The organism is Arthrobacter sorbitolis (assembly GCF_054510995.1).
Genome location: NZ_JBTNDM010000001.1, coordinates 1 through 21,722, shown reverse-complemented (window position 1 = coordinate 21,722; position 21,722 = coordinate 1). Strand labels below are relative to the sequence as shown.

Here is a 21,722-nt window from a genome sequence, read left to right as displayed (position 1 = left end):
TCAGGCGGAGGCTGCTCCGGAGTCGTGGTCCGCCGGGGCTTCGTCCGCCGGGGCGTCATGGTCCGCGGTGGCTTCGTCGAGGCCGAGGATGCCCGGCACCACCTCGCGCAGGCGCTCGAGGGAGATGGTGCCCTGGCGGACGACGCCGAGCGTCGCGCCCGTCGCGTCGACGATGGTCGACCCGGTCCCGTCGGCCTCCGTCCGCGGTCCTGCATCGAGGTAGACCGCCACCGATTCGGCGAGCTGCCGGGCGGCGTCGGCCGCGGTGGTCGCCGCGGGCTGGCCCGTCCTGTTCGCCGAGGACACCGCGAGCGGCCCCGTCAGCCTCAGCAGCTCGAGCGCGACCTCGTCGTCGGGCATGCGCAGGGCCACGGTGCCGAGGGTGTCGCCGAGGTCCCAGGTCAGGGACGGCTGCGCGTGGCAGATCAGCGTGAGCCCGCCGGGCCAGAAGGCCTCGGCGAGGGCTCGGGCGTCCGGGTGCACGTCCGTCGCGAGCCCGTCGAGCGTCTGGATCCGCGGGATGAGCACGGGCGGCGGCATGTTCCGGCCGCGGCCCTTGGAGGCGAGCAGTGTCGCGACGGCCTGGGGCGAGAAGGCGTCCGCGCCGATGCCGTAGACGGTGTCGGTCGGCAGGACGACGCATTGCTTGAGCGAGACGGCGCGCTGCGCGGCGGTGAGGCCGTCGCGTCGCTGGGCAGGGTCGGAGCAGTCGTAGCTGGTGGTCACCGGTTCATCCTTCCATTGCGACCCGGGCCTCCGCACATCGGCGGGGCGCCGGCCCAGGTCAGGACGACGGCGGCGGACCGAAGCCCGTGCCGCGCAGCCCCGCGGAGTAGGCAGCGAACCAGGCACGCAGGCCCCGGAGGTCGCGCTGGGTGAGGAAGTAGTAGGGGAAGCCGATGACATCCGCCCCGAACCAGCGCAGGTTGCGGTACTTGCGGGCGTTGTAGGCACGGTTGCGGAAGTAGGAGAACCGCTTGAAGTCCCCATCGGGGATGACCGGCGTGATGAACCCGCCGAAGATCGGCTTCATCTCCGACCAGGTGGCCGGGTGCCGGACCGCGACGGTCGCGAGCGTGCCGTACTTCAGGCCCGCCTTCCGCGCCCGCGCGAGGAAGTCCACCTCGTCGCCGCGGATGAAGTACTTCATGTCCGGCAGCCCGATCTTCGAGAAGACGTCCGAGCGGATCAGGGCACCGTTGAAGAAGTGCACCATGTCGGGCAGGTAGCCGAGGGGTTCGAGGGTCGCGCGGTCGTTCGTGAGCCGTCCGTTGATGCGGAAGTTGAAGGACAGCCGCGTGGGATCGTCCGTCGCCGCCACGAGCGGACTCACGATGTCGAGGTCGTGCTCGTGCGCAGCACGGAGCAGTTCGGCCAGGCAGCGTTCGTCCTCGGGGTGCCCGTCGTCGTCCATGAGCCAGATCCAGCGGGCGCCGGTCGCGAGGGCCGCGAGGATGGCGAAGGCGAACCCGCCGGCTCCTCCGAGATTCGCCTCGGAGCGCAGGTAGTGGATGGCGCCGCCCGCGGCGGTGGCCGCGTCGACGACGGCGGTGGCGGGCCTCGTCCCCGAGTCCACGAGCGCCACGCGCGCGATCGGCGCGCTCTGGACCGCGAGCGACGCCAGGAGCTGGGCGAGCTCCTCGTGCCGGTCGTAGGTCACGGCCGCGACGGCGACGGTGTCCGTGCCGGTGTCCGTGCCGGTGTCCTTGTTCATGTCCGTGTCCACGTCCGGGTGCCCCACGGCACCCGTGCCCGCGTCTGCCTGCATGCCCTGCTCCGTCATCCTGGTGCCTCTCCCGTCGTCGTCGGATCTCCGTCCGCGCGGACGCCTGCCAGGACCGCGCTCGTCGCGCGATCCCGTCCGCCGAGGTCCTGGTGGGTCGTCACCGTGGTCCACCGGCCCATCTGCTCGAGGAACGCCGCGATCCAGGGCGCCTGCACCTCGGCATGCTCCATCACGAAGTACCCGCCGGGCACGAGCAGGCGTGCGGCGGTGAGGGCTGCGGCGCGTGGCAGCTCCATGCCGTCCGCTCCCCCGCCGTACAGGGCCATCCGCGGGTCGTGCTCCGCCACCTCGGGCTCGAGGGGCACGGCGTCGGCGGGGATGTAGGGCGGGTTCGACACGACGACGTCGAACGAGCCGTCGTGCTCGGGCAGGGCCGTCGCGAGATCGCCCTGCACGAGGTGGACCCCGAACGGCGCGAGGTTGGGCCCGGCCCACGCGAGGGCGAGGTCGCTGAGTTCGACAGCGTACACCTCCGCTCCGGGTACCTCGTCGGCGACGGCCGCGGCGATCGCGCCGCTGCCGGTGCCGAGGTCCACGATCTTCGGGGCATCGAGGCCGGCGGCGCGGTCGATCACGAGCTGGGCCACGGTCTCGGTCTCGGGCCGCGGCACGAAGACGCCGGGCCCGACGGCCAGTTCGACGCGGCGGAAGGACGCCGTACCGGTGAGATGCTGCAGGGGGACGCGGCGGGCACGCTCGTCGACGAGTGCCGCGTAGCCGTCGGGCGCCGCCGCGCCGGTGAGCGCCAGGGCGCGCAGCCGACCGCGCGACACCCCGAGCAGGTGAGCGGCCAGGAGTTCGGCGTCGACACGGGGGCTGGGCACGCCGGCGTCCCGGAGCTGCCGTTCGGCCGCCCGCAGGGCTTCCTCCACGCCTACTCGTCCGCGCCGATGGCGTCGAGCCGCGCCTGCTCGTCCATCTCGATGGCGGACTGCACCACGGGTTCGAGATCGCCGTTCATGACGGCGTCGAGGTTGTACGCCTTGTAGCCGGTGCGGTGGTCCGCGATCCGGTTCTCGGGGTAGTTGTAGGTGCGAATGCGCTCGGAGCGGTCCATGGTGCGGATCTGCGACTTCCGGATGTCCGAGTTCGCGGCGTCGATCTTCTCCTGCTCGTGGGCGAGGATGCGGGAGCGCAGCACGCGCATAGCCGCCTCGCGGTTCTGCAGCTGCGACTTCTCGTTCTGCATGGCGACCACGATGCCGGTGGGGAGGTGGGTGATGCGGACGGCGGAGTCGGTGGTGTTGACGGATTGCCCGCCGGGGCCCGAGGACCGGTACACGTCGATCTTCAGGTCGTTCTGGCTGATCTCGACCTCCTCGGGCTCGTCGACCTCGGGCAGCACGAGGACACCGGCGGCGGAGGTGTGGATCCGGCCCTGCGACTCGGTGACGGGCACGCGCTGGACGCGGTGCACGCCGCCCTCGAACTTGAGCCGGGCGTAGACGCCCTCGGCGGGATCGTTCGAGGATCCCTTGATGGCCATCTGCACGTCCTTGTACCCGCCGAGGTCGGACTCGTTGGCCGAGAGGAGTTCGGTCTTCCAGCCGCGGGACTCGGCGTACCGCGCGTACATGCGGAGCAGGTCGCCGGCGAACAGGGCTGCCTCGTCGCCGCCCTCGCCGCCCTTGACCTCGATGATGACGTTCCGGCTGTCGTTGGGATCCCGGGGGATCAGCAGCCGGCGCAGGCGCTCCTGCGCCGTGGCGAGCTGCTCCTCGAGGACGGGCACCTCGGCGGCGAACTCGGGGTCCTCGGACGCCATCTCGCGCGCTGCCTGCAGGTCGTCGTCGAGCGCACTCCAGCGGTTGTGGGCATCGACGATGCGCCCGAGCTCCGCGTACCGGCGGCCGAGCCTGCGCGCCAGCGCCTGATCGGCGTGGACGGCGGGGTCGGCGAGCTGGTCCTGCAGCTCGGAGTGTTCGTCGAGCAGTCCCTGGATGGACTCAAACATCTGGTGTACCTCTTTCGGCTTGTGCAGCCAGTCTACGAAGGTCGAGAGGGCAGGAATGCCGGTTAACGGGGAAGCCGCCCGGGACGGGACGGGCCACGACGTGGCCCGGCCCGTCCCGGACGGCTGTCCGGCGCTAGTCGGAGTCCTTGGAGCCCAGCGTGGTCTTCTGGACCTGCATGAGGAACTCGACGTTGGACTGCGTCTCCCGGATCTTGTTGGTGAGCAGCTCGAGTGCCTGCTGGGTCTCCAGACCCGACAGCACGCGGCGCAGCTTCCACATGATCTTGACCTCGTCGGGCGAGAGCAGGTTCTCCTCGCGCCGGGTACCGGACGCGTTGACGTCCACGGCGGGGAAGATGCGCTTGTCGGCGAGGTTGCGCGAGAGGCGGAGCTCCATGTTGCCGGTGCCCTTGAACTCCTCGAAGATGACCTCGTCCATCTTGGACCCGGTCTCGACGAGCGCGGTGGCGAGGATGGTGAGCGAGCCGCCGTTCTCGATGTTGCGGGCGGCACCGAAGAAGCGCTTCGGCGGGTACAGCGCTGCCGAGTCGACGCCACCGGACAGGATGCGTCCGGACGCCGGGGCGGCCAGGTTGTAGGCGCGTCCGAGGCGGGTCATCGAGTCGAGGAGCACGACGACGTCCATGCCCATCTCGACGAGGCGCTTGGCGCGCTCGATCGAGAGTTCGGCGACCGTGGTGTGGTCGTCGGCGGGGCGGTCGAAGGTCGAGGCGATGACCTCGCCCTTGACGGTCCGCTGCATGTCCGTGACTTCTTCGGGACGCTCGTCGACCAGGACCATCATGAGATGGACCTCGGGGTTGTTGATCGTGATGGCGTTCGCGATCGCCTGGAGGATGAGCGTCTTGCCGGCCTTCGGCGGCGACACGATCAGGCCGCGCTGGCCCTTGCCGATCGGGGCGACGAGGTCGATGACACGGGGCCCGATCTTCTTCGGGTCCGTCTCGAGGCGCAGGCGGTCCGAGGGGTAGAGCGGGACGAGCTTCGCGAACTCGACGCGGTCCTTGAGGTCCTCGGCGGGCTTGCCGTTCACCGTGGTGACGCGCACCAGGGCGTTGAACTTCTGGCGGGCCGCGGCCTGGGTCTCGCCCTCGCGGGGTGCACGGATGGCGCCGACGACGGCGTCGCCCTTGCGCAGGTTGTGCTTCTTGACCTGGGCGAGCGAGACGTAGACGTCGTTCGGGCCCGGCAGGTAGCCCGAGGTGCGCACGAACGCGTAGTTCTCGAGGACGTCGAGGATGCCGGCGACCGGCAGCAGGACGTCGTCGTCGGTGACCTCGACGTCGTCGACGTCGGGCTGGTTGCGTCCGCGGCGGCGCTCGTTGCGGTCGTTGCGGTCGTTGCGATCGCGGAAGCGGCTGTTGCGGTCCTCGGGACCGTTGCTCCCCGTGCCGCCGTTGCGGTTCGCACGGTTGCGGCGGTTGCGTCCGCGGCCGTCGTCGTCGTTGCCGCCGTTCGCGCCGTTGCCGCGGTTGTCGCTGCGCTCGCTGCCGTTGCGGCCGCTGTCGAACTGGGTGTCGCCCGAGCCGTTGCCGGACCCGTTCGAGGTGTTGCCGTACCCGTTCGAGCCGTTCGAGCCGTTGCCCGAACCGTTCGAGGTGCCGTTGGAACCGTTCGGGTTGTTCGGACCGTCGTCGCGGCCGTTGCGTGACCGGGTACGGCGCTCGTTGCGGCCCTCACCCTGCTGGCCGGACTGCGTATCGGCCGCTGATTCGCCCTGGCCGGCGGTTTGCGTGTCGCCTTGCGAGCCGTTCTGGGCATCGGCCTGTCCCGACTGGGCGTCGGAGCGGTCCTCGCCGCGGCGGTTGCGGCGGTTGCGCTGGCTGCGCCCGCCGTTGTCGCGGTCGCCGCGGTCCTGCTGCTCGTCCGTGGAGGTGTCGGTGTCGCGGGACGGGGCCTCGACCTGCTCGGCCGGAACGACGGCGTCCGGAGCGGGCGTGGAGACGACACCGTCGCTGCCTGCGCGGCGATTGCGGTTGCGGGTGCGCGGCTGGCGCTCGGCCGGGGCGGACGGCTCGTCCTGCGCCCGGGTCTCGGCCGCGGCGGGGGTACCGGAGACGGCAGGACGCTCTGCGTCGGCGCTGTGCTCGCTGCGGACGGTGGGGGTCTTCCGGTCGGCGACGGCGGAGCCGCGCTGGTGGTCGGAGATCGCGGACACGAGGTCGCTCTTGCGCATCCTCGATCCGCCGGTGATCCCCAGCTGGCCGGCAAGCGCCTGCAGCTGGGCGAGCTTCAGGCCTGCGAGGCCGCTGCTCTTGGAAGTTGTTGCGCCGGTTGCTTCAGCGTCTTGGGTGGCCACACCTGGTAACAGGTCAGTGGTTTCAGTCACGAAGGATCCTTCCCCCTCGTCGGGCGGCCACCTGATCGATGGTCCGCGGTGGTTTGCCCCGTGCCGCATGGGAAGCGGGCGGGTTTCAGTCGGTCCGGAAACGATCCGGCCCGGGCTGGGTGTGCTGGGAGCCTGAGGATGTCGTTGTGCGGGAGGTGGGACCGCACGCACAAAGATAAGGTCGGAGGCTACACCGGAGGATGTGCTACTGCTGGTGGTATCTGCAGATTCGCGGCGGCCTGGAGAAGAGGACGGCCCGTTCAACAGCACGCGGTGCCTGGTGTGGGACACGGTGTCTGCTGGACGACACGGTCATTGCTTGAAGACACGCTGGTCCCGATGGGCGCGTGATGCGCCCGGCGGTTCCTACCCTTGGTGCACTCCCACTTTAGCACCTTCGCGCTGCACAGCGAGCCTGAGGACACGCCAGTTCCCCGGCGTGTCGTGCTGTCCGAGCAGGTCGTGGAGCGCATCCTCGGCAGCACGCGCGCCGGCCTCCCCGACCGCGAGGGTCAGGACGCTGGGCCCGGCGCCGGAGATGGTGCTGGCGAAGCCTGCCGCCCGGAGGCTCCTCAGCAGCGTGGCGCTGGGCAGCATGGCCTGCGCACGGTAGTCCTGGTGCAGCGCGTCCTGCGTGGCCGCGAAGAGCAGCGACGGGTCTGCTCCGAGCGCGTGGACGAGGAGCGCGGCGCGCCCCGCGTTCGCGGCGGCGCTCCGATGGGACACGGACGCCGGCAGGAGTGCGCGGGCGCTGTCCGTGGACAGTGCGAGATCGGGCACGGCCAGGACGGGGACGATATCCTGCCGCACCTCGACCCGCGTGCTGTGGAAGGCGTGGCCGCTCTCCCAGGAGATGGCGAGCGATCCGCCGAGGGCAGGTGCCACGTTGTCCGGGTGGCCCTCAAGGGAGGCCGCCCACTGCAGCAGGTGCGCGGGGTCGAGCCGCTCGGCGGCGGGCAGCAGGGCGTTCGCGGCGAGGACGCCGGCGACGATCGCGGCCGCGGAGGAGCCCATGCCCCGGCCGTGCGGGATCACGTTCGTGGTGTCGAGCTCGAGCCCGGGTGCCCGGTGTCCGGCGTGGTGCAGGGTGCTGATCAGCGACTTCGCCACGAGGTGGCTCTCATCGGTCGGCAGGTTGTCCACACCCTCCCCCGAGGCCCGCACGACGGTGGTGCCCGACGTCGTGGTGCGCACGCGCACGGTGTCCTGCAGCGTCAGCGCGAGGCCGAGGGAGTCGAAGCCGGGCCCGAGGTTCGCGCTCGTGGCGGGGACGGTGACGCGGACGTCCTGCCCGGCGGCGACGGCGGGGAGGTCGAGCACCTCCGTGGACGCCGGTGCGGCATGCAGCCCGGCCATGTCAGTCCTCGAGTCCGAGCGCGGCGGCGACGCTCACGACGTCGAACTCGACCTTGGTGGGCTCGACGTCCGAGCCGTCCGCCAGGCGCAGCGCCCACTGCGGGTCCTTCAGGCCGTGGCCGGTGACGGTGATGACGATCGTCTTGCCGGTGGGCACGAGGCCCTCCGCGTGCTTCTTGATGAGGCCGGCGACACCGGCCGCGGAGGCGGGTTCCACGAAGACGCCCTCGCGGGAGGACAGCCAGCGGTGCGCGTCGAGGATCTCCTCGTCCGTCACGGCCTCGATGATCCCGCCGGACTCGTCCCGTGCGGCGACGGCGAAGTCCCAGGACGCGGGGTTGCCGATCCTGATGGCGGTCGCGATGGTGTCCGGCTCGGTGATCGGGTGGCCCTTGACCAGCGGGGACGCGCCCTCGGCCTGGAAACCCCACATGATCGGCGTGCGCGTGGCGACGGCGGGGAGCTCGCCGGAGTGCATCGAGGCGTAGGGCGCCGCGTACTCCTTGTAGCCCTTCCAGTACGCGCTGATGTTCCCGGCATTGCCCACCGGCATGAGGTGGTAGTCCGGGGCGTCGCCGAGGGTGTCGACGACCTCGAAGGCCGCCGTCTTCTGGCCCTCGAGGCGCGCCGGGTTGACGGAGTTCACGAGGAACACGGGATAGGCCTCGGAGAGCTTCCGGGCGACGTCGAGGCAGTTGTCGAAGTTCCCGTTGACCTGCAGGAGCTGCGCACCGTGGGCGATCGCCTGGCTCAGCTTGCCCATGGAGATCTTTCCGTCCGGCACGAGGACGGCGCACGTGATGCCGGCCTGGGTGGCGTACGCCGCGGCCGATGCCGACGTGTTGCCCGTCGACGCGCAGACCACGGCCTTGGCCCCGGCCGCGACGGCCGCGGTCATCGCCATGGTCATGCCCCGGTCCTTGAAGGACCCCGTGGGGTTCATGCCCTCGACCTTGAGGTAGACGGCGGACCCGGTCAGCTCGGACAGGTGCCGGGCATGGACCAGGGGCGTGCCGCCCTCGCCGAGGGTGATGACCTCGGTGGCGTCGGTGACAGGCAGGCGGTCGGCGTATTCGCGGATGACTCCGCGCCACTGGTGGGCCACTTAGATTCCCTCTACTCGGAGCACGGACGAGACGGCGGTGATGACGTCGAGCGCGGCGACCTGCTCGACGGTCGCGGCGAGCGAGGCCTCCGGCGCGCGGTGGGTGACGATCCGCAGCTCGGCGGTGGTGCCGCCGTCGGGCCCGCCCTGGTGGATGCGCTGACGCATGGTCTCGATGGAGACGCCGTTCTCGGCGAAGATCTGCGCGATGCGGGCCAGGACGCCGGGCTGGTCGGCGACCTGCAGGCCGATGCAGTAGCTGGTGCGGACGACGTCGATGCTCAGCGGCGGCACGTGGCCGGTGGTGGTCTCCGTCCGGCCGGGGCCGCCGAGCACCATCCGCCGGGCGGCGCTGACGACGTCGCCGAGGACGGCGGACGCGGTCGGGGTGCCGCCCGCGCCCTGCCCGTAGAACATGAGCTCTCCGGCGTTCTCCGCCTCGATGAAGACGGCGTTGAACGCGCCCCGGACGGCGGCCAGCGGGTGGGAGCGCGGCAGCAGCGTCGGGTGCACGCGCACGCCGACGCCCGTGGCGCCCGACTCGTCGGTGAGCATCTCCGCGATGGCCAGCAGCTTGATGACGTAGCCGTCCTCCGCGGCGGCCGCGATGTCGTCGGCCGTGACGGACGTGATGCCCTCGCAGTGGACGTCCTCCAGCGCGAACCGGGTGTGGAAGGACAGGGAGGCGAGGATGGCGGCCTTCGCGGCGGCGTCGTGGCCCTCGACGTCGGCCGTGGGGTCCGCCTCCGCGTAGCCGAGGTCCTGGGCGGCCTTCAGCGCGTCGGCGAAGGAGGCGCCCGTGGAGTCCATCTGGTCGAGGATGTAGTTGGTGGTGCCGTTCACGATGCCGAGCACGCGCGTGATGCGGTCGCCGGAGAGGCTGTCCCGGATGGGGCGGAGGATCGGGATCGCGCCTGCCACCGCGGCCTCGTAGGACAGCTGCACGCCCGCGGCGTCCGCCTGCTCGTAGAGCTCGGGGCCGTCCTGTGCGAAGAGGGCCTTGTTCCCGCTGACGACCGTGGCGCCGTGCCCGATGGCCCGGAGGATGAGCGACTTGGCCGGCTCGATCCCGCCCATCAGCTCGATCACGATGTCGGCGTCCTCGACGAGCGCCTCCGCGTCGGTCGTGAGGAGCCCGGCGGGCAGGTCGACGTCGCGTCGGGCGTCGAGGCTGCGGACGGCGATGCCCGTGAGCTCGAGGGGGGCGCCGGCACGGCGACCCAGGTTCTCCGCGTCCTCGAGGAGGATGCGGGCTACCTGCGAGCCGACGTTGCCGCAGCCGAGCAGGGCTACGCGCAGGGCTCGTGCGGGGGGTGTGGCGGGTGAGTTCATGCTGTCCGTGATGCTCCTGAATCCGTGGGGGGCACTGCTTTCCCGGGCGAGGCGGGCTCGCGCTGGACGTCCCTGCGGAACAGGTCCTCCTCGGTCTCGCCGCGCACGATCACCCGCGCGACGCCGTCGACGACCGCCACGACCGGCGGACGCGTCAGGTAGTTGTAGTTGCTCGAGAGCACCCAGCAGTAGGCTCCGGTGCCCGGGACGGCGAGGAGGTCACCGGCTCCGGTGTCCTCGGGGAGGTAGACGTCCCGCACCACGATGTCACCGCTCTCGCAGTGTTTGCCAACCACGCGGGAGAGCACCGGGGGCGCCTCGGGTGTCCGGGACGCCAGGACGGCCGAGTAATCCGCGCCGTAGAGCACCGGACGGGGGTTGTCGCTCATGCCGCCGTCCACCGACACATAGCGCCGAGGGTGCGTAACGGAGGCGTCCTGCGTCCCATCGGGGGCGGCGTCCACGCGCACGGTCTTCGTGGTCCCGGCGCTGTAGAGGGTGAACGTGCTGGGGCCCACGATGGCCCGGCCGGGCTCGATCGAGATGCGGGGCACGGCCAGCCCGAGCTCCCGGCAGGTCGACCCGACGACGGCGGCCATGGCCCGCGCGATCTCCCGTGCAGGGCGCGGTTCGTCGGCCTCGGTGTAGGCGATGCCGTACCCGCCACCCAGATCCAGCTCGGGCAGTTCGACGCCGTGCCGGTCGCGGACGTCCGCGAGGAAGCGGAGCAGGCGCTGCGCGGCGAGCTCGAAACCCTCCGGCTCGAAGATCTGCGACCCGATGTGGCAGTGCACGCCGAGGAGGTTGATGCCGGGGTGGGCCAGGGCGTCCGCGACGGCGCGGGCCGCCGGGGAGGAGTCGTCGGGGCCCTGGTCGGTGGTCAGGGAGAGGCCGAACTTCTGGTCCTCGTGGGCCGTGGCGATGAACTCGTGCGTGTGCGCGTGGACCCCGGGCGTGAGGCGGAGCATGACGTTGGCGGTGCGGCCGCGCTCCAGGGCCAGGTCGCCGACGAGGGCGACCTCCTGGATGCTGTCGACGACGATCCGGCCGAGGTCCGCGTCGACGGCCCGCGTGATCTCGGCCGCCGACTTGTTGTTGCCGTGCAGTCCCAGCCGGGAGCCGGGAAAACCGGCGCGCAGCGCGACGGCGAGCTCCCCGCCCGAGCAGGTGTCGAGCCCGAGGCCCTCCTCCCGGACCCAGTGGGCCACCTCGGTGCAGAGGAAGGACTTGCCGGCGTAGAACACGTCCACTCCCCCGCACAGGTCGGCGAAGGCCTCGTCGAAGGCGTCCCTGAACGTCGCCGCGCGGGTGCGGAAGTCCTGCTCGGATACGACGAACAGCGGGGTGCCGTACTGCTCCGCGAGGTCGGCGACGGACACGCCGTCGACCCGCAGGACGCCGTCGGCCCCGCGCTCGACGTCCTCGGCCCACAGCTTCGCGTCGAGCACGGCCGGCTCGGCGGGAAGGGACAGCCACTCCGGTGCGAGCGGTGATGCGGCGGACGTGGTCGCCATGGCCGCTACATCCTCTCCGGCGCGGAGACGCCGAGGAGGTCGAGCCCGTTGGCGAGGACCTGCTGCGTGGCATTGTTCAGCCAGAGGCGCGAGCGGTGGACGTCCTCGACCGGGGCGTCGCCGAGCGGCGCGACCCTGCAGGCGTCGTACCACCGGTGGTAGGTGCCGGCGATGACCTCGAGGTGCCGGGCCACGCGGTGCGGCTCGCGGAACGTCGCGGACTGCGCGACGACGCCGGGGAACCGGCCGAGGGCGGCGAGCAGCTCCCCCTCGGTGGGGTGGCTCAGCGAGGCGGCGTCGAAGGCGCCCGTGTCGACGCCGGCCGAGACCGCGTTGCGGCCCACGGCGTGGGTCCTGGCGTGCGCGTACTGGACGTAGAACACGGGGTTCTCGTTGGTGTTCTTCCGAAGCAGCTCGGGGTCGATGGACATGGCCGAATCGGCCGGCGAGCGTCCGAGCGAGTACCGCAGCGCGTCCTTCCCGAGCCAGTCGAGCAGGTCCCGCAGTTCGATGATGTTGCCGGCGCGCTTGGACAGCCGAGCCCCGTTCACGGACACCATCTGGCCGATGAGGACCTGGATGTTCTGCTCCATGTCGTCGCCGGCACACGCCGCGATGGCCTTGAGTCGACCGATGTAGCCGTGGTGGTCCGCGCCGAGGAGGTAGATCTTCTCGGGGAAGCCGCGGTCCTTCTTCGAGAGGTAGTAGGCGGCATCGGAGGCGAAGTACGTGGGCTCGCCGTTGGCCCGGATGAGGACGCGGTCCTTGTCGTCGCCGAAGTCGGTCGTGCGGAGCCAGACGGCTCCGCCCTCGTCGAAGACGTGGCCCTGCTCCCGCAGGCGGTCGACGGCCTGCTCGACGGCGCCCCCGTCGTGCAGCGCCGATTCGGAGAAGAACACGTCGAAGTGCACCCCGAAGTCGGTCAGCGTCTCCTTGATGTCGGCCATCTGCGCCTCGTAGGCGAGGGCCCGCACGATCGGGAGCGCCGCCTCGTCGTCGAGGTCCGCGACATCGGGACGGGCGGCGAGCACGGTGCGGCCGAGATCGGCGATGTACTCGCCGGGGTACCCGCCCTCCGGCGTCGGACGGCCCGTGATGGTCGCGAGGACGGAGGCCGCGAAGTTGTTCATCTGCGTGCCGGCGTCGTTGATGTAGTACTCCGTCGTCACCTGCGCGCCGCTCGCCTTGAGGACGCGGGCGATGGAATCGCCGAGCGCCGCCCAGCGCGTGTGCGCCAGGTGCAGCGGACCCGTCGGGTTGGCCGACACGAACTCCATGTTGACGGTGTGGCCGGCGAGCGCCTCGTTGGTGCCGTAGGCGGGGCCGGCCTCGACGATGGTGCGGGCCAGCTCTCCAGCCGCTCCGGCGTCGAGCGTGATGTTGAGGAAGCCGGGACCGGCGATGTCGACGCTCTTGACGCCGTCGATCCCCGCGAGCCGGTCGCTGAGCAGCTGGGCGAACTCGCGCGGGTTCATCCCGGCCTTCTTGCCGAGCTGGAGGGCGATGTTCGTGGCCCAGTCCCCGTGGTCCCGGTTCTTCGGTCGCTCCACGCGCACCTCCGAGGGGAGGTCGATGGCGAGGTCGCCGGCCTCGACGGCGGCCTCCAGGCAGGCGGAAACAGCGGCGGAGAGTTCTTCGGGAGTCACCCGTCCAGCATAGCGGCGCGGACCTCGGCACCCCGATTCGGGGACGCGGGCCGAGGTCCGACGCGATTCCGGACGGCAACCCGCGCCTCCCCGGTTCCGGCCGGGAAGGTCTCCTAGACTCCATGCAACAGTCCGGAGGGCTGGAGGAAACGAATGAGTCGGTGGAACGTTGGACGGAGCAGGCACGTTAGTTCGATCTTCAACCTTCACCTCGGGGCCGGGTCATCCCGCCCGGCCCGACCCGGCGACACCAGGAGCACCCCGTGAGCGAACGCCCGACCCACACCCTTCCCGCCCTTCCCGCTGCACGGACCGGTCAGGCAGGCGTCCCGCTCTCCCGGCGCGTCCTGACGGCGCTCGCCGCGGTCTCGATCCTCGGCGCTGCGGGTTGCGCCGGCGCCGAGGCCGAGCCTCCCGCCCCCGAGGCCCAGGCGGGAGAGGGTGCATCGCAGGAGGCGGCCCCGGCCGAGGCGACGACCGAGGCGGGCAGCGCCCCGGGCGCCGGAGAGGCCGCCGGCCAGGCCTACGAGGACGGCACCTACACGGAGACCGGCTCCTACCAGTCGCCCGCCGGCCCCGAGGAGGTGGGCGTGACGATCACGCTCGAGGCCGACGTCGTCACCGCCGTCGAGGTGGAGCCCATGCCCGACAACCCCACCACCACGATGTACCAGGAGCGGTTCGCGGGCGGGATCTCGGACGCGATCGTGGGCAAGAAGCTCGACGATCTCGCCGTCGACAAGGTGGCCGGGTCCTCGCTCACCAGCGGCGGGTTCAACGAGGCCACCGGCAAGATCAAGAGCGAAGCGCAGCTCTAGGCCCCGGCGTGACGGACTCCTTCAGCTTCGAGGCCATCGGCACGCACTGGCGCGTCGACACCGCTGCGCCGCTGACGGCGGAGCAGCGGGCGGCCCTGCTGCGGCTCGCCGAGGAGTACGACGCCCTCTACTCGCGCTTCCGCGACGACTCGGGTGTCACGGCCCTCGCCGCCTCCGGAGGTTTCCTGCCGCTGCCCGACCACGGCGCCGGGCTCGGCCGGCTCCTGCGCACCCTGCACGACGTGACCGGCGGCGGGGTCTCGCCGCTGGTCGGCGAACGCCTCGCCGCGCTCGGGTACGACGCCGGGTACTCGTTCGTGCCCACGGCGGCGCCCGAACCCTCCCGCGCCTGGGACGGTCTCCTGACGTGGACGGACGACGGCGTCGCCCTGAGCGGTCCCGCCCTGCTCGACGTCGGTGCCGCCGGGAAGGGCCAGCTCGTGGACCTGATGCTGGAGTTCATGGTGGCCGCCGGCCACACCGACGTGATCGTGGACGCCAGCGGCGACATGAGACGGGCGGGCGCCGGTACGATCACGGTCGGCCTGGAGCACCCCTACGACCCGTCCTCGGCCATCGGCACGGTGGACCTCGGTTCGGCCGCGCTGTGCGCCTCCGCGTCCAACCGCCGGGTCTGGGGGGACGGCCTCCACCACGTCCTGGACGCGCGGACCGGCCGCTGCGTCGACACCGTCGTCGCCACCTGGGTCCTCGCCGACGACGCCATGACCGCCGACGGCCTGTGCACGGCCCTCTTCGTCGCCGATCCCGCAGACCTCGCCCTCGCCTTCGACTTCGACTTCGTCCTCGTGTACTCGGACGGTCGCGCCCGCACGTCCGCCGCCCTCCAAGGAGCCCTGTTCCCATGACCGCAGTACTCGACGGCCTGCTGGGCCGCATCAGCCTGTACCGGCTCACGCTGACCCTGCTCCTGGTCCTGGCCGCCGAGGCCCTCGTGCTGTCGATGACCGGGCTCCTCGCCTACACCCCGGCCGAGCTCGGCGGAACGCTCGTCGCCGCGGTCGGAGGAACCATCATCGGCACCCGCCTGATGGCCCTGATCCTGCGGCTGCGGCCGCACGGTGACTCCTCCCTCATCACGGGTCTGATCGTCTTCCTCACCATGTTCCCGTCGAGCACCCCTGCGGGACTCGGCGGGATCCTCGTGGCCGGCATCGCCGCAGGCGCGTCGAAATTCGTCCTGGCCTTCCGGGGGCGGCACATCTTCAACCCGGCCGCGGCCGGCGCCGTGGTCGCCACGCTGCTCGGGGTCGGGGCGGCCGCCTGGTGGGTCGCGAACGCGTACATGCTGCCCGTCGTCGCGGTGGGCGCCGCCCTGCTGCTGTACCGCACGCGGAAGCTCTCCATGGGAGGGGTGTTCCTCGGGGTGGCGCTGGGCATCCTGCTGGTCGGCCTCGTGCAGGGCGGCATGGCGCCCGGGGCCGGACTCCAGCTGGTCCTGACCTCCTACCCCGTGCTGTTCCTGCTCGGCTTCATGATGACCGAACCCCTCACCCTCCCGCCGCTGCGCTGGCAGCAGTGGGTCTTCGCGGCCGTCGTCGCCGTGGTCTTCGCCCTCCAGCTGTCGGTGGGCCCGGTGTTCCTCGGCCCCGAGTTCGCGCTCGTCATCGGGAACGGCGTGGCGTTCCTCATGGGACAGCGCAGGGGCGTACGGCTGTCCTTCACGGGGTCGCGCCGGCTCACGCCGACCAGCACCGAACTCGCCTTCGCGCCGGCGAAGCCCGTGCGGTTCCGGGCCGGCCAGTACATGGAACTGAGCATGCCGCACCGCGGGGCCGACAGCCGCGGCAGCAGGAGGGTCTTCAGCATCACCTCAGCGCCCCAGCAGGGCGACACCGTCACCTTCGGGCTGCGCACCACCGAGTCCGGCAGCTCGTTCAAGAAGGCCCTGCTCGAGCTGCCGAAGGACGCCCGGGTGACCGGCACGCTCGTCGGCGGGGACTTCCGCCTCCCGCGCGACCCGTCGGTCCCGCTGCTGCTCGCAGCCGGGGGCATCGGCATCACCCCGTTCCTCAGCCAGCTCCGGGACCTCGCCGCCCGGGGCGAGACGCGCGACGTCGTGCTCGTCTACGTGGTGCGGGGCGAGCAGGAGATCGCGTTCCGCGACGAGCTGGCCGACCTCGGGACCCGCGTGGTGCTCTTCCTGCCGTCGGGGGACGACGCCCCGCCGCTGCCCGGCACCTGGACCCACGCGGGGGCGGACCCGACGGCCGAGAACCTGCTGGCTGCCGTGCCGGACCTCCGCAGGCGCACGGTCCTCGTGTCGGGCTCGCCGCGGTTCATCGGCGAGTTCCGCTCGACGGTGCGCGCGGCGGGTGGCCCACGCGTGAGAACCGACGCCTTCCTGGGCTACTGACGCCCCGGGGGGCGTCCCGCGTTTCCCCGACCGGACCCCTACCTGCTAAGCTCGATGAGTCCCTAACGGGCACGGAAATGCCCGTGTCTGCCTTCGTAGCTCAGGGGATAGAGCGTCTGCCTCCGGAGCAGAAGGTCGTAGGTTCGAATCCTATCGAGGGCACCCCGACTCATGCAGAGTCCACCGCCGTCGGCCACCAGGCCGGCGGCGGTTCTGTTTTTGGTAGGCTCTCCAGCACGCGGCCCCGGGGACCGCATCGGTACCTAGCGGCGGGGGAAACGTGGGGACGACGGGCAGCCCGCGGTGCGCGGCGCCGGCCACCCCTCTCCTCCTGACCGTCACCATGCTCGTCCTCGCCGTGCTCGCGGCCGGCTTCATGGGCGACTTCTCCGCGGAGCCCGTCGTGGAGCCCCCGTCCGCCGTCCAGGCACCGGAGAACCAGCCCACGCCGTCCGCCACGGGCACGCCCGAACCGTCGCCCGACGGCGGGCGCCTGGAGATCAGCGGCGACTGGGCCGTGGCTGCGCTCCTGATCCTGGGCATCGCGGCGCTCGCCCTCCTGGTGAGGTTCCTGCTGCGGTTCCGCGCACAGCACGCGGCCGAGGACGGCCTGCTGGAGCAGGCGGACCTGCAGCAGCAGGACCTCCCCGCGCTCGCCGCCGACGCCCTTCCCGCCTGGACGGAGGCCTCGCACGCCCTCCTGACGGAGGAGGCGGACACCTCCGACGCCGTCATCCGGTGCTGGCTCGACTTCGAGAGCCTGTGCTCAGCAGTCGGTGTGGTGCGGACACCGGCCCAGACGACGTCCGACTTCGCCTCCGCCGCGGCCGTCGCGCTCGAGCTGCCCCTCCCTCCCCTGGCGGCCCTCACCCGCCTCTACCAGCGGGCCCGCTTCGGCCGGACCGGTACCGGAGGGGCGCTGCCCCTGGGCCAGGACGAGCGGGAGCTCGCGATCACCGCCGTCACGGAGCTCGCCGCGGCCCTTCCCACCCGCCGGGCGGGGGCGCGGTGAAGCGGTCGGCGTGGGTTCTCACCGCGGTCCTGGCCGGCCTCGCCCTCGCGGCGGGATGGTTCTTCGGACTCGACGCCCGCCACGCAGTCGCGCTCGTCGCAGCTGCCATCGCGGCGGGCGTCGCGAACGGACTCCTCGAAGCCGTGGACGTCCCGCGCGCCGTCCTGCCCCCGCTCCCCGATCCCGTCCTCGGGCTCGCCGACATCCACTCGCTGGAGTTCTCGCTGGCCTCGGCGGAACCCGGCACGCGTGCCGTCCTCGAGGTACATGCCCTCGCCGTCACGGTGGCTGCCGCCCGGCCGGACGCGCCGCGCAGCGATGCACTCCGCGCGTTCACGGCGCAGAACCGGCCCGTCGCGCTGACCCCCCGCGCACTGGGCGCCGTGATCGACGAACTCGAGCAGCTCGTCGTCGCCCCGCCGGCACCCGTCCCGGGACCATCGCCCTTCCCCCACCAGGAGACCGCATGAGCACCACCGACCCCGACGCGCTCGCCACCCGGGCCACCACCCCGGACACGCGCATGGGTACCGCTCCGGGCCTCGGCCCCGAGGACGCCGCCCGCGTGGGCCGGGAGGTCCTCGAGCGCACGCGCACCGTCGTCGTCGGCGCTGAGGGCCCGCTCCGGCTGGCGCTGGCGGCGGTGCTCGCCGGCGGCCACGTGCTCTTCGAGGACCTGCCCGGCCTCGGCAAGACGCTCGCCGCCAAGACCCTCGCCCAGGCGCTCGGCCTCGACTTCCGGCGGTTGCAGTTCACCCCGGATCTGCTGCCGTCCGACGTCACCGGGTCCTCGATCTTCGACCCCGCGACGCGCGAGTTCGAGTTCAAGCCCGGCCCGATCTTCGCCGGACTGTTCCTCGCCGACGAGATCAACAGGACCTCGCCCAAGACGCAGTCCGCGCTGCTGGAGGCCATGGCGGAGGCCCAGGTGTCGGTGGAGGGCACCACCCTGCCGCTGCAGCGGCCGTTCCACGTCTTCGCGACCTCGAACCCGATCGAGTTCGAGGGCACGTACCCGCTGCCCGAGGCGCAACTGGACCGCTTCCTGGTCCGCCTCCGGTTCGGGTATCCCGGGCCCGGCGGCGAGCAGGACATCATCGCGCGGCGCATCGCGCGGCGGCAGGACGAGACCCGGGTCGCGGCCGTGACGACACCGGACGGACTGCTGCGCCTGCAGACAGCGGTGGAGGCGGTGGGCGTGGACGACGACGTCATCGACTACGCCGTCCGCCTCACAGCGGCGACCCGCCGTCATCCGGACGTCGAGGTGGGCGCCTCGCCGCGCGGGTCGCAGGCGCTGGTCCTGCTCGGCCGTGCCCTCGCGGTCCTCGACGGCCGGACCTTCGTCCTCCCCGAGGACGTCAAGGAGGGCGCCGTGGCGGTCCTCGCTCACCGGCTCACCCTCACGCCGTCCGCCTGGGCACAGGGGGTGGCAGCGGAGCGGGTGGTGCAGGACGTGCTGGCCGAGGTACCCACGCCGTCGACCGCGCCCCGTGGCCGGGCGTAGGGTCCGGGGCGGGACGACCGCCCCGGATGCCGCCGTCGCCCTGGCCGCCATCCTCGCGCTGGTGTGCATCGTCGCCGGGCTCGTCTCCGGCCGGCCCGACGCCGTCGCGCTCGCGGCACCGTTCGCCCTCCTCGCCGTGGCTGCACGCTCCGTTCCGCACGGCGCGGGAGAGCCACCCGTGCTCGTCTCCCCTGACCGGCGACCCGAGGTGCAGGGCCCTCGCCTGCGACTGCTGGTAACCCCGCTGGAGGTGGCCGGCACGCCCTTCCGCGGTCTCGTCGCCACGATCCTGGCCGCTCCCGGACGCATACCCGACGCCCTCGTCCTCAGGTCCGACGAGGAGTGCCCGCTGCTGGTCGGCGGGCCGCTGTCCGGGGAGCACGACGTCCTCTCGTACGGCGCGGCCCGTCTCACTGCCGATCTCACCGGATCCTCGGCCTTCGTGGCCGGCCCGCCGGTTCGAGTCGGCGTCCTCCCTCCGATCGGCGTGCCGCTGGCGCGGCCCGTGTCACGCCGGCTCGTGGGCCTCGCCGGCACGCACGTGTCGAGGCGGCCGGGCGAGGGCGCGGAGCTGCGATCGGTCGGACCGCTGCAGCCGGGTGACGCGCTGCGACGGATCGACTGGCGTGCCACCGCTCGCCGCTCCACCGACCAGGACCGGCTCATGGTGCGGCGCTCCTATGCCGACGCGGAGGCCACCGTCCTCCTCGTGGTCGATCAGGCACACGACCTGCCGGCCACGACCGCCGAGTGGTTCACCGCAGGACGTCCGCGCCTGACGGTCGGTTCCCTCCATGTCGCGCGCGCCGCCGCGACGACGGTGGCAGCGTCCTTCCTCGCGGGCGGCGACAGGGTGGGACTCGACGACCTGGGCGGCACCCGCCGCGCGCTGCGCTCCGCGGGCGGGGCCCGGCACCTCGAGCAGATCCGCGCCCGGCTGGCGGGGACGTCCGTGGTCCAGCGACGACGGCGCCGTCGGGATCCCGTGCCGCCGTCGGGTGCCGTCGTCGTCGTGTTCTCCGCCTTCCTCGATGCGGAGCCGGCGCGCCTGCTGCGCCTGTGGCATGCGCAGGGCCACCTCGTGGCCGGCGTGGACTGCGTGCCGCCGCTGCAGTCCGGCGGGACGACGACGGCCCAGGCGCAGGCCGTACGGCTGACGCTCCTGCGTCGCCGCCTGCTGCTCGAGGACCTGCGGAAGGACGGCATCCCGGTGTTCGTCGGCGCGTCGGCGGACGCCCGGCTCGGGACGCCCGCTGCTGACGCGCCGAGGGCGCCGGGCAGAACATCCGACCCCGCACGGCAGGGCGCGGACCTCCTCGCCGCGACCGGCCCGAGCCTTGACACCGGCTTCCGGCTGCTGGCCCGACAGGCGCGAAGGCGCGGGGGCGCTGTCGGCCGTCCCGGTGGCGCCGGACCAGACGCCTCACAGGGTGCTGCTGAGATCGCCGATGGAGCCCGTGGCGGGAGGACCTCGTGAGGCCGTCCCGGTCGTCGCTCACTGTTAACCGTGGTCCCGACCGCGCGGTTCCCGACCGGGGCGGACTCGTCCCGCTGGCCGCCGTGCGGTGTGCGACAGCGCTGGTGGCCGTCCTGCTCGGTTCCGTGGTCTGGAGTGGATCCTTCTGGGTCGTCCTGCCGATCGTGGTGGCGGCGGGCGCCGCGTTGCTCCCGTCGATCGGGCTGGCGACCCTGTCCCTCCTGCTCCTCGTCGTGGCCTACGCCGTGAACATCCCTGCCGGATCGCCGTGGCTCATGGTCTTCGTCGCCGGGTTCCACGCCGTGTTCGTCCTCTATCTCCTGCTGCTGCGTCTCCCACTGCACGGGTGGATCAGTGGAGCCGCGCTGCGGGAGCTCGCTCGATCGTTCCTGAGCATCCAGGCCGTCGCGCAGCCCGTGGCCCTCCTCGCGCTGCTGCTGGGCCGGGACGGGTCGAGTCTTGCGGTCGTCGCCGTCGGCGTGGCGGCGTTCTCCGCGTGGGCGCTCTGGCTGGTGGGAGGAAGGCGCCCGTAGAGCGGGGTTCTCGTGGTGCTCACGCACTACGGCAAGTGCACGTCCCTCGGTCCAGACAGACGTCGGGGCGCGTCCGACGCTCGACCGCCATCCGCCCGATCGACAGGGGAACTCCTCCCGGCCTACTGCACGCGGTAGGTTTCGTGATCGAGCTCGGTAGGTCAGGCGAAGAGGAGTTCGGCCCGTCGTGAGTGTCGGGTGTGAGGGTGTGTCGGGCCCGTGTGGTCGTCCTGCGCACGATCCGGCGTCGGTGGGCGGTCCTGCGGCATCAGCACGCGTTCCGCCGGTATCGGTGTTCGGGCGGGTTTGACGGGTTGCTGCTTGGGTTCGTGGTCCCACTCGTTCAGGCTGCCGCCGGGCAGGGGTGGCGCGGTGGAGGTGTAGGTGTGGCCCGTCGGGGTGCGGAGCTCGAGGGTGTGCCGGGCCGCCGGATCGGGACGTGCTGTAGGCGTGGCTGGAGGCGTGGCCGTGGCTGTGGTCGTGGTCGCGGCTGGTGCTGTGGTGGTGGTTGTCCAGCCGTGGAGGTCCTTGGTGTGGTTGCACGCCTCGCACAGTCCCGCACCGTTGGCCAGGCTCGTGGGCCCGCCGTCATACCAGGGCACGACGTGATCGTGGTGCCGGATCGGCGCATCACAGTACGGGGTCCGACACAGGTGGTCCCGGGCCTGGATGAAGCGCCGCTGCCCGGGCGTGAACAACCGGGCCCTCGAATCGGCGGCCACCAGCTCCCCACTCCCCGAAGCCGTATACAGGCGCCGCAACCACACCTGATGGTCCTGCCCGGGCCGACCGGCATCGGTGGCGTCGATGGCGTCGATGGCGTCGATGGCGTCGATGGCGTCGGTGGCGTCGGTGGCGTCGGTGGCGTCGGTGGCGTCGGTGGCGTCGGTGGCGTCAGCGGCGGGTGTGCCGGATTGCGTGGTGAGGAGGGTCCTGGCCCAGCCGGCGGGCACGA

19 protein-coding genes and 1 tRNA gene are annotated in these 21,722 nt (G+C 72.1%); 9 read left to right on the top strand and 11 right to left on the bottom strand.

Features of this window, described 5'->3' with window-relative positions:
* The 10 genes from ACX80K_RS00100 to argS form a co-directional block, all read right to left on the bottom strand.
* Window positions 1-726, bottom strand: a complete 726-nt coding sequence (locus tag ACX80K_RS00100) for an L-threonylcarbamoyladenylate synthase (RefSeq protein ID WP_459269869.1) — start codon at window positions 724-726, stop codon at window positions 1-3.
* Window positions 727-784: 58 nt separating this feature from the next.
* On the bottom strand, window positions 785-1,768 hold the full coding sequence (locus ACX80K_RS00095) for a glycosyltransferase (protein WP_459269868.1): 984 nt from the start codon (window positions 1,766-1,768) through the stop codon (window positions 785-787).
* Between the two features lie 11 nt (window positions 1,769-1,779).
* Entirely contained in the window at window positions 1,780-2,658 is an 879-nt protein-coding gene (prmC, locus tag ACX80K_RS00090; protein WP_459269867.1) for a peptide chain release factor N(5)-glutamine methyltransferase, read from the bottom strand.
* 2 nt (window positions 2,659-2,660) lie between these two features.
* Window positions 2,661-3,740: a peptide chain release factor 1 gene (gene prfA / locus ACX80K_RS00085; RefSeq protein WP_104179012.1), complete on the bottom strand. Its 1,080-nt coding sequence runs from the start codon at window positions 3,738-3,740 to the stop codon at window positions 2,661-2,663.
* A 133-nt stretch (window positions 3,741-3,873) separates the two neighbouring features.
* Window positions 3,874-6,090: a transcription termination factor Rho gene (gene rho, locus ACX80K_RS00080; RefSeq protein WP_459269866.1), complete on the bottom strand. Its 2,217-nt coding sequence runs from the start codon at window positions 6,088-6,090 to the stop codon at window positions 3,874-3,876.
* Between the two features lie 366 nt (window positions 6,091-6,456).
* A complete protein-coding gene (gene thrB, locus ACX80K_RS00075) occupies window positions 6,457-7,446 on the bottom strand; it encodes a homoserine kinase (protein WP_459269865.1) in 990 nt (329 codons plus the stop codon).
* A 1-nt stretch (window position 7,447) separates the two neighbouring features.
* Window positions 7,448-8,551, bottom strand: coding sequence for a threonine synthase (thrC, locus tag ACX80K_RS00070; protein WP_104179015.1), 1,104 nt, complete (start codon window positions 8,549-8,551; stop codon window positions 7,448-7,450).
* A complete protein-coding gene (locus ACX80K_RS00065; RefSeq protein WP_459269864.1) occupies window positions 8,552-9,883 on the bottom strand; it encodes a homoserine dehydrogenase in 1,332 nt (443 codons plus the stop codon).
* Window positions 9,880-11,397 carry a diaminopimelate decarboxylase gene (gene lysA / locus ACX80K_RS00060; protein WP_459269863.1) on the bottom strand — a complete coding sequence of 506 codons (1,518 nt, stop codon included), beginning with the start codon at window positions 11,395-11,397 and terminating at the stop codon, window positions 9,880-9,882. Before lysA ends, ACX80K_RS00065 begins: the two co-directional genes overlap by 4 nt.
* Window positions 11,398-11,402: 5 nt before the next feature.
* Complete coding sequence (argS, locus tag ACX80K_RS00055) at window positions 11,403-13,043, bottom strand: arginine--tRNA ligase (protein ID WP_459269862.1); 1,641 nt, start codon at window positions 13,041-13,043, stop codon at window positions 11,403-11,405.
* A 263-nt stretch (window positions 13,044-13,306) separates the two neighbouring features.
* On the opposite strand from argS, the gene ACX80K_RS00050 reads away from it, so the two are divergent.
* The 9 genes from ACX80K_RS00050 to ACX80K_RS00010 all read left to right on the top strand — a co-directional run bounded on the left by ACX80K_RS00050 (window position 13,307) and on the right by ACX80K_RS00010 (window position 20,767).
* Complete coding sequence (locus ACX80K_RS00050) at window positions 13,307-13,861, top strand: FMN-binding protein (protein WP_459269861.1); 555 nt, start codon at window positions 13,307-13,309, stop codon at window positions 13,859-13,861.
* An 8-nt stretch (window positions 13,862-13,869) separates the two neighbouring features.
* Window positions 13,870-14,730, top strand: a complete 861-nt coding sequence (locus tag ACX80K_RS00045) for an FAD:protein FMN transferase (protein ID WP_459269860.1) — start codon at window positions 13,870-13,872, stop codon at window positions 14,728-14,730.
* Window positions 14,727-16,238, top strand: a complete 1,512-nt coding sequence (locus tag ACX80K_RS00040) for an FAD-dependent oxidoreductase (RefSeq protein WP_459269859.1) — start codon at window positions 14,727-14,729, stop codon at window positions 16,236-16,238. Before ACX80K_RS00045 ends, ACX80K_RS00040 begins: the two co-directional genes overlap by 4 nt.
* Before the next feature lie 89 nt (window positions 16,239-16,327).
* Window positions 16,328-16,400 (top strand) — tRNA-Arg (locus ACX80K_RS00035).
* Between the two features lie 118 nt (window positions 16,401-16,518).
* Window positions 16,519-17,250: a DUF4129 domain-containing protein gene (locus ACX80K_RS00030; RefSeq protein WP_459269858.1), complete on the top strand. Its 732-nt coding sequence runs from the start codon at window positions 16,519-16,521 to the stop codon at window positions 17,248-17,250.
* The gene (locus tag ACX80K_RS00025) at window positions 17,247-17,720 is read left to right on the top strand and encodes a hypothetical protein (protein ID WP_459269857.1); all 474 of its coding nucleotides are present in this window, start codon (window positions 17,247-17,249) and stop codon (window positions 17,718-17,720) included. Before ACX80K_RS00030 ends, ACX80K_RS00025 begins: the two co-directional genes overlap by 4 nt.
* A 53-nt stretch (window positions 17,721-17,773) precedes the next feature.
* The gene (locus ACX80K_RS00020; protein ID WP_459270651.1) at window positions 17,774-18,757 is read left to right on the top strand and encodes an AAA family ATPase; all 984 of its coding nucleotides are present in this window, start codon (window positions 17,774-17,776) and stop codon (window positions 18,755-18,757) included.
* Entirely contained in the window at window positions 18,744-20,234 is a 1,491-nt protein-coding gene (locus tag ACX80K_RS00015) for a DUF58 domain-containing protein (RefSeq protein ID WP_459269856.1), read from the top strand. Before ACX80K_RS00020 ends, ACX80K_RS00015 begins: the two co-directional genes overlap by 14 nt.
* A complete protein-coding gene (locus tag ACX80K_RS00010) occupies window positions 20,231-20,767 on the top strand; it encodes a hypothetical protein (protein ID WP_459269855.1) in 537 nt (178 codons plus the stop codon). The genes ACX80K_RS00015 and ACX80K_RS00010 overlap by 4 nt, the downstream gene beginning before the upstream one ends.
* Before the next feature lie 161 nt (window positions 20,768-20,928).
* Here the strand turns inward: ACX80K_RS00010 and ACX80K_RS00005 are convergent.
* A partial coding sequence (locus ACX80K_RS00005) for an HNH endonuclease (RefSeq protein ID WP_459269854.1) occupies window positions 20,929-21,722 on the bottom strand: 794 nt, incomplete at its 5' end.